This is a genomic window from Sphingomonas cremea, from assembly GCF_021502585.1.
In the GTDB taxonomy this organism is placed as follows: domain Bacteria; phylum Pseudomonadota; class Alphaproteobacteria; order Sphingomonadales; family Sphingomonadaceae; genus Sphingomicrobium; species Sphingomicrobium cremea.
In genome coordinates this window covers 357,933-365,000 of the sequence record NZ_JAKFGM010000002.1, presented here as the reverse complement: position 1 = coordinate 365,000, position 7,068 = coordinate 357,933, and the positions used below count along the sequence as shown (strand labels likewise).

Below are 7,068 nucleotides of genomic sequence, written 5' to 3'. Positions count from 1 at the left end.
ACAATGTCAAAGAGCCGACGCGTCTCTGCCCCCGGGTCGTTGGTTCCGGGCGTCGGTAGCCGACAAAGAGAGACACGAACACGGTGGCGGTCCGTGAAGGCCGCCGCCGCTGCTGTGAGGGGGCATATATGGGGGGTGCCACGGACCGTCAACAGCCTTTTTTTCAAAAATCCGATACCGATCGGTCTGGGTTCGGAAAAACCTCGGAAATCCGCGGGTTCCGATCCGGTCACGCGGTTTGGATATAAGTCCGTAGGGCGTCCGCCTCGGCTTCGATCCGCTCGATTCTATGCTTCACCAGGTCGCCGATCGACACGATTCCGCGAATCTCACCCGATTCAACCACCGGCAAATGGCGCATCCGGCGCTGGGTCATGGTCGACAGAGCGGCGAGGATCGGGGTGCCCGGTTCAACTGTCACCGCCGGCGAGCTCATCACCCGGTCGACGGGCCAGTCTAGCGCATCGGGACCATGGTCGGACACGCAGCGAACCAGGTCGCGTTCGGAAAAAATGCCGCAGATCCCGCCTTCGTCCAACACAGGCACCGCTCCAATACGCTTTTCAGCCAGCAACCCTACCGCGTCCTTGACCGGCGTACCCGCTCTCACGGTCGCCACTTCGTTGCCCTTGGATGAAAGAATCGTCGCGATGGTCATCGCTGCCGCCTTCCTACGAGACCTTAAGACTGCATGTGCGCGTTGAAAGTCTCACTTTCAACCGCCAAAGGGAAGATATGTCCGTTCATGACCAGGCGCCGCCGCTCGCCCCGCTCAAGCAGCAATTCCTTAGGATCATGCGATGGGCTGCGCTCTTTTCGTTGGCGATCGCCGCCTTGGCCGTGGTGCTGGTTGCGCGCGGCGATTCGTCCGTTCACATTCATATGCTGATCGCGACCGCGCTTGGGGTCGGCCTCACCGTCATGCTCGGCATCGCATTGATGACCCTGGTCTTCCTCAGCAACCGCGCCGGCCACGATGCCGACGCCGCCGATCACAAGCAGAGAGACGAGAATGACCCACGACCCTAAGAATCCCGTCCTTCGAGTCGTCCCCGGGCCAAGCGACATCAACGCCAACGGCCATATATTCGGCGGCTGGGTGCTCAGCCAAATGGACATCGCCGCGGGCATCGTTGCACGCCTCCGATCGGGGGGACCCGTGGCGACTGTCGCGATCGACCGGATGGAGTTCATCGCACCAATCCATTTGCGAGACCTGATCTCCGTTTATGCCGAGGTTGAAAGCGTCGGTCGAACGTCGATGAAGGTGCGGATCGAGGTGATGGCCTGGCGCGATAGCGGTTCGGTCCACGTCAAGGTGACAGAGGGCTTGTTCACTTTCGTCGCGATCGACGAGGAAGCACGCCCCCGGCCGGTCGAACCTCAATCGAAATGATGAAAGGCCCCCGTCCGAGGACGAGGGCCTTTCGGCTGCTTCGGGAAAGAAGCCTTAGAATTCGAGCTGGGCGCGGACCGCAGCCGTATCGACGCCATATTTTCGATTGTTGACAGCGTCGTTCGAGTTCGGATCGACCGTGGCAGCGGCCGGGCCGCCGGTGACCGAGACGTGACCGTATTGGGCCATGAAGCGGATATAATCCATCGGACTCCAGATCAGGCTGAGCTGATAGCCAAGCTGCTTGCCGCCATTGACATAGTAAGGCGCGGCCACCGACGAACTGGCATCGTCGACCCGATCGCTGAGGTCGACATAATCGAGCCGGCCGTTGAGCTGGATCGCGCCCCAGCCGCCCTTGTCGAACGGCTTTAGCACCTTGGTGCGGTCCCACTTGCCGCCCTTGTAGCCGCGGGTTTCGCCGGTCAGGAAATACCCCATTTCGAAATAGCCGCCCCAGAAGCTGGGATCGCCATTGTAGAAGGTGGCTCCGCCGGTACCGTTGTTGTCGCCGAATGTATGGCCAGGGTTATAGCCATTGACCCACAATTTCTGCACTTCAGCCGCGGCATGCAGGCTCTTGTGGATCGCCCCAAGTTCCAAGCCGGCAACATAGTCGCTGCCGGATGCGATCGCGCCGGTGCTTACAAAGCGCTGGTCGGTCAGCTGGGTTAGCGGGCGCGCACGATAGAGCCCCTGTTGCTGGTCGCGTTGATTGGCGCGGTATTGGAAATTGGCGCCAAGGTGCAGGCGGGTATCGCCAAGCATTGGCGAATAGGTTCCGCGAACCGCGACCTGCCAGCCGGTGCGGGTAAATGATGTGTTGTTGATGGGCTGGCTGAATATACCGGCGGTCAGCGTATATTTGTCGGTCTTGGGGTCGAGCAGTGCCAGGCCGATACCTAGGCGGCGATTATAGTTGAATGCATCGGTGAACGAAGCCCGTTCGAGCATGCTCGTCACCTTTGAGCTGGTCATCGTTTCGAGGCTCGATAGCGGATAGAAATTGCCGATGGTCACCTGGAACGGGCTCTCGGGCGGCTGGTAGGTCAGCACGATATCCTCATAGTCGACCGTGCCCTGGGCTAGATTGAATTCGGCCTTGTAGCCAAAGCCGCCGGGCAGCGACCCCTGGGCGCCAATCACCAGGCGCCGCGCCCGGGTGTTGAAGCCAAGGTTGTTGTAATTGATCGTACCAACCGTGCCGTTCAGTTCATTCCCGTCGGGAAAGCCCGTATAGCCGGCATCATACTGAATCAGTGCCGTCGGCTTGAAGCTGAAACCGCTATCCTTGTCGGCGAGTTCCGGCGCGCCCTTCCATGACGGCGCGGCCTTGGCCTGCGCGGCCTGAATCTGGGCAATCGATTCCTGGAGCGCTTCTACCTGCGCCTGAAGCAATTCGATCTTCGCCTGGGCTTCGTCGAGGTCATGCGCCTCTGCAATGGCTGCTTCGGCCGTCGCATCCGACTGGTCGGGCTGCGGCTCAGGCTCCTGTGCCAGTGCGGCAGTGCCGATGAAGAGAGCGCTGCCAGCAAGCAGCCCGCGAACGATGGTAGTACGCTTCATTTTATTCCCTTTCCCCCCAACCTCACCGACTGGGTGAGGCGGTTGCAGGCCATCTCGTGGAAGGCGCGCATTACAGTTGCGTGTCGAACGTTAGGCCTACTTCAACTCGGCGAACTTCACCGGAGTCAGGTTGCGCGCTGCAAGCTGAGCTCGTGCCCGGACCGGCGCCGGCGCCGCGACCAGACCACCGGCCAGCATGTAGCCCTTGGGTCCGATCGCGCTTTCCTTGGTCATCTCCGCGACAAAGGCACGAATAGCCGGAATTGCCCGAACGTGCGCATTTTTTACGTAGATATATAGCGGACGGGCGCCAGGATATTGGAACGAGCTGATCGTCGCATAGGTCGGCTGGACACCATTGATCGAAACGCCCTTGATGCTGCCGGCATTCTCTTCGAGGAAGCTATAGCCGAAAATCCCCAGCGTGCCCGGATTGGCGCCCAGCTTCTGGACGATGAGGTTATCGTTTTCACCAGCCTCAATATAGGCGCCGTCTGTGCGCAGGCCTGTGCAGATCGCCTTGAACTTGGTTTCGTCTGATTTCTTGAGCGCCGCCATTGATGGATTTGCTTCGCACGGCGGGGTCAGCAGCAACTCTCCAAGCGCGTCCCGAGTGCCCGACGTCGTGGGCGGCCCGTAGACCCGGATCGGGATGGCAGGCAGCTTGCCATTGACGTCCTTCCACGTCTTGGCCTTGTTGGGCTTGCCGAAGGGCGTCTTGGCGATCGCAAGATATAGATCGCGCTGGGTAATGCCTGCGATCGGAGTGCCCTTGGCAGTGGCGATGGCGACGCCATCCAGACCGATCTGGATTTCGGTCACATCCTTGACACCGTTGGCGGCGCAAAGCTTGGCCTCCGATGCCTTCATCCGGCGCGATGCATTTTCGATGTCGGGGAAGCGCTCACCAACGCCAGCGCAGAACAGCTTCATGCCCGCGCCCGTGCCGGTCGACTCGATGATCGGCGTGCCGAGCCGGGGATTGGCGCGAGCGACACGCTCAGCACCCATTTTGGCGAAGGGGTAGACGGTCGACGAACCGACGGCGCGCAGGCTGCGCGCGTCGGCCATTGCCGGGATGGAGAACATCGTCGCCGCAGCTGCGGCATAGAGTGAAATCTTCGAGGTCATGGTTCACGTCCCTAAGGGCGGACAAACGCGGCCGCCGACGGGACCCAATTAGGAGCAGGCCACGACGCATTCGTGACTTAATTGTTTCACTTTGGTGACGACCGGAACTGTGGCTCTTGGGCATGAAAAAAGGGCGGCTGGATCGCTCCTGCCGCCCTGATATGTCACTTAAAGGCTGTCCGATCAGGCCGCAGGCGCAATCTCGTTGCCGTCGTCGTCGACGCGCGGTTTGCGCGTCCGGCGGCGGGGCTTGGGCGCTTCATCCTCGGCTTCGGGGACTGACGCGCCGATGGCTGGCGGCAGGACGCCAAGCGATATCCGCTCTTCGCCTTCCGGCTCTTCGTCCCGGCGGGCGCCGTTGGCGCGAGCCTGTCGGTCGCCCCGATCAGGTCGGTCGGTCCGGTCATCGCGCTCGAAACGATCGCGACCGCGGTCACGGCGAGGACGCTGACGGGCTTCGACCTCGCCTTCCTCCTCGTCCGACTCGGCTTCTACGGTCATCTCCTCGTCGCCATCGGCTTCATACCCATCATCGTGGCGCGGGCGGCGCTGCGCCTCCTGCTGCTCGAAACGCGAGCGGCTGTCCTCGAGCACACGGAAATAGTGATCGGCATATTGGAGATAATATTCGGTCTGGACGCGGTCGCCGGCGAGCTGCGAATCGCGCGCAAGGCTCTTATATTTTTCCAGTAATTGGGCGGCATTACCGCGCTGGCGGTTATCCTGGCGGTTGCCGCCGCTATTGCCGGTCATACCCTGCGGACGCTGTCCACCGCGGCCACGACGACGGCCGCCTTGACGATTGTTGATCAAGTTTTGGTTCCCTGTCGCACTGGCGCCGGCCTCAACCGGTCGCCTAAATCTTCCCTTCAGCGGAAGTGTGTTCCCGTCGCGGCGGACCGGCCCGCGCGATTGCGCAAGTCGACCCTCCCTTTGCCGTCAAACGCATATGCGAGAGCGCGGCGATGTCGTCGGGGGTCGGTGGCGGGGGCGCATCGGTTTTTAAGGGAGCGGCCCCGTCCCTGCACACTGATGTAATGATGGTGGACGGAAATTCCAAGCGATTTCGACCTATGCCTCGATCAACAGGGCGCGAGGCCGGCCGCCGAGGTCGCGGGCCAGCGTGGGATGCGGCCCGTGTTTCTCGAACAATTTTGTAGCGCTGTCCGCCTGGTCGTACCCGATCTCGATCGCCGCCAGTCCCCCGGGCGCAAGCAGGCGGCCAATCTCGGGTGCCAGGCGTCGATACTCATCGAGTCCCTCCGGCCCGGCAAACAAGGCCTCGGCGGGCTCATAGGCAGCTACTCCGGGTCCTACGGGGCCCCCCTCCGCTACATAAGGCGGATTGCACAGGATGAGATCGAAGCGCTCGTCGACCCCTTTCGCCCAATCGCCGATTCGAAACTCGGCTCGATCCTGCACGCCAAGCCTGGCCGCATTGCGACGTGCATAATCCAGCGCCACATCCGATGCGTCGATCCCGACACCCGTGGCGCCGGCCCATTCGTCCAGCGCCGCAAGTAGCAAGGTTCCCGGCCCGGTACCCAAATCGAGGACCCGATTCGGTCCGGTCGTTCCGGAAAAATGCTCGACCGCTGCGGCGATAAGGGTTTCGCTGTCAGGACGGGGAACAAGCGCGCCGGGGCCGACTTCAAGGTCGATCGTCCAAAAGGCGCGCTGGCCGGTGATATAGGCAACTGGCTCGCCTGCCTGCCGCCGCTCGACGAAGCCGTAGAAATCCGCGGGAGCTTCTCCCCTGGGACTGTCGAGGATCAACCGGTCGCGGCCGATCCCGAGAGCCGCCGCCATCAACAGTTCAGCGTCGAGGCGGGGGGTGTCGCTGGTTCGGCCAAGCTGCTCGGTCGCTCGCGACAGCGCGCGCGGTATGGCGGTCACGCCTCCTCGAGACCCGCCAGCCGCTCGGCCTCGTCCTCGGCGACCAACGCTTCGACCAGTTCGCCAAGGCCCGGGCCTTCCAGGATGGCGTCTAGCTTGTGCAGCGTCAGGTTGATCCGGTGATCGGTCACTCGGCCCTGCGGGAAATTATAGGTGCGGATACGTTCGCTTCGGTCGCCGGACCCGACCATCGATTTGCGGGCGCCGGCACGTTCCGAGGCAAGTCGCTCCCGCTCCAGTTCGAACAAACGGGTGCGCAAAACCTTAAGCGCCTTGGCCTTGTTCTTATGCTGCGACTTCTCATCCTGCTGGATGACAACCAGGCCGCTCGGAAGATGGGTGATCCGAACCGCGCTGTCGGTGGTGTTGACGGATTGGCCGCCCGGGCCAGACGATCGATATACGTCGATCCGCAAATCCTTGTCATCGATCTGCACATCGACTTCTTCCGCTTCCGGTAGCACCGCGACCGTCGCCGCCGAAGTGTGGATCCGCCCGCCGCTCTCCGTCGCCGGAACGCGTTGGACGCGATGGACTCCGCTTTCGAACTTCAGCTTGGCGAAAACGCCCGCACCGTTGATCGATGCGACTGCCTCCTTGTAGCCGCCAACGTCGGAGGCCGATGCGCTGATCAACTCGAACTTCCAGCCCTGCTCCTCGGCGAAACGCTGGTACATGCGCATCAGGTCGCCGGCGAACAGCGCGGCCTCATCGCCGCCGGTACCGGCGCGAACCTCGAGCATCGCGGCGCGCTCGTCAGCGGCATCCTTGGGCAACAGCTTGACCGCCAGTGCGCGCTCGGCCTGAGGCAGCTTCTCTCGGATTTCCTCGGCCTCGGAAACCGCAAGTTCCTTCAGCTCCGCTTCCGACGTTGAATCGGCGGCGAGCCCATTGAGCACTTCCAGCTCGGCACGCAGTCTGCGCACTTCGCGGGCTGCGGCAGCGACTGGTTCGATCTGCGCATATTCCTTCGAAAGGCGGACGAAGTCTTCCGGCGCGAGGTTCGGCGCGGCCATCGCCTCGGCCAATTCGTGCTTCTTGGTCTCGATCGAGACGATTCTGTCGAGGGAAATTTTCAT

At 62.2% G+C, this 7,068-nt stretch carries 8 protein-coding genes; 2 read left to right on the top strand and 6 right to left on the bottom strand.

From position 1 onward, the window contains the following. Positions 1-229 precede the first annotated feature (229 nt). Positions 230-658 (bottom strand): CBS domain-containing protein, encoded by a 429-nt coding sequence (locus LVY65_RS08280; protein WP_235067567.1) that lies wholly within the window; start codon positions 656-658, stop codon positions 230-232. Positions 659-735: 77 nt separating this feature from the next. Here LVY65_RS08280 and LVY65_RS08275 point away from each other — a divergent pair, with 77 nt between their 5' ends. Together LVY65_RS08275 and LVY65_RS08270 are read left to right on the top strand one after the other, a co-directional pair. Continuing rightward, on the top strand, positions 736-1,029 hold the full coding sequence (locus LVY65_RS08275; protein ID WP_235067566.1) for a hypothetical protein: 294 nt from the start codon (positions 736-738) through the stop codon (positions 1,027-1,029). Further along, positions 1,013-1,396, top strand: coding sequence for an acyl-CoA thioesterase (locus LVY65_RS08270; RefSeq protein ID WP_235067564.1), 384 nt, complete (start codon positions 1,013-1,015; stop codon positions 1,394-1,396). Before LVY65_RS08275 ends, LVY65_RS08270 begins: the two co-directional genes overlap by 17 nt. A 54-nt stretch (positions 1,397-1,450) precedes the next feature. Here the strand turns inward: LVY65_RS08270 and LVY65_RS08265 are convergent, their stop codons facing one another. The 5 genes from LVY65_RS08265 to prfA all read right to left on the bottom strand — a co-directional run bounded on the left by LVY65_RS08265 (position 1,451) and on the right by prfA (position 7,068). Continuing rightward, on the bottom strand, positions 1,451-2,962 hold the full coding sequence (locus LVY65_RS08265) for an OprO/OprP family phosphate-selective porin (protein ID WP_235067563.1): 1,512 nt from the start codon (positions 2,960-2,962) through the stop codon (positions 1,451-1,453). A 96-nt stretch (positions 2,963-3,058) separates the two neighbouring features. Then, a complete protein-coding gene (locus tag LVY65_RS08260) occupies positions 3,059-4,093 on the bottom strand; it encodes a substrate-binding domain-containing protein (protein ID WP_235067562.1) in 1,035 nt (344 codons plus the stop codon). Positions 4,094-4,276: 183 nt separating this feature from the next. Then, a complete protein-coding gene (locus tag LVY65_RS08255) occupies positions 4,277-4,906 on the bottom strand; it encodes a DUF4167 domain-containing protein (protein ID WP_235067561.1) in 630 nt (209 codons plus the stop codon). Between the two features lie 258 nt (positions 4,907-5,164). Beyond that, on the bottom strand, positions 5,165-5,989 hold the full coding sequence (gene prmC, locus LVY65_RS08250; protein ID WP_235067560.1) for a peptide chain release factor N(5)-glutamine methyltransferase: 825 nt from the start codon (positions 5,987-5,989) through the stop codon (positions 5,165-5,167). Further along, entirely contained in the window at positions 5,986-7,068 is a 1,083-nt protein-coding gene (prfA, locus tag LVY65_RS08245) for a peptide chain release factor 1 (protein ID WP_235067559.1), read from the bottom strand. Before prfA ends, prmC begins: the two co-directional genes overlap by 4 nt.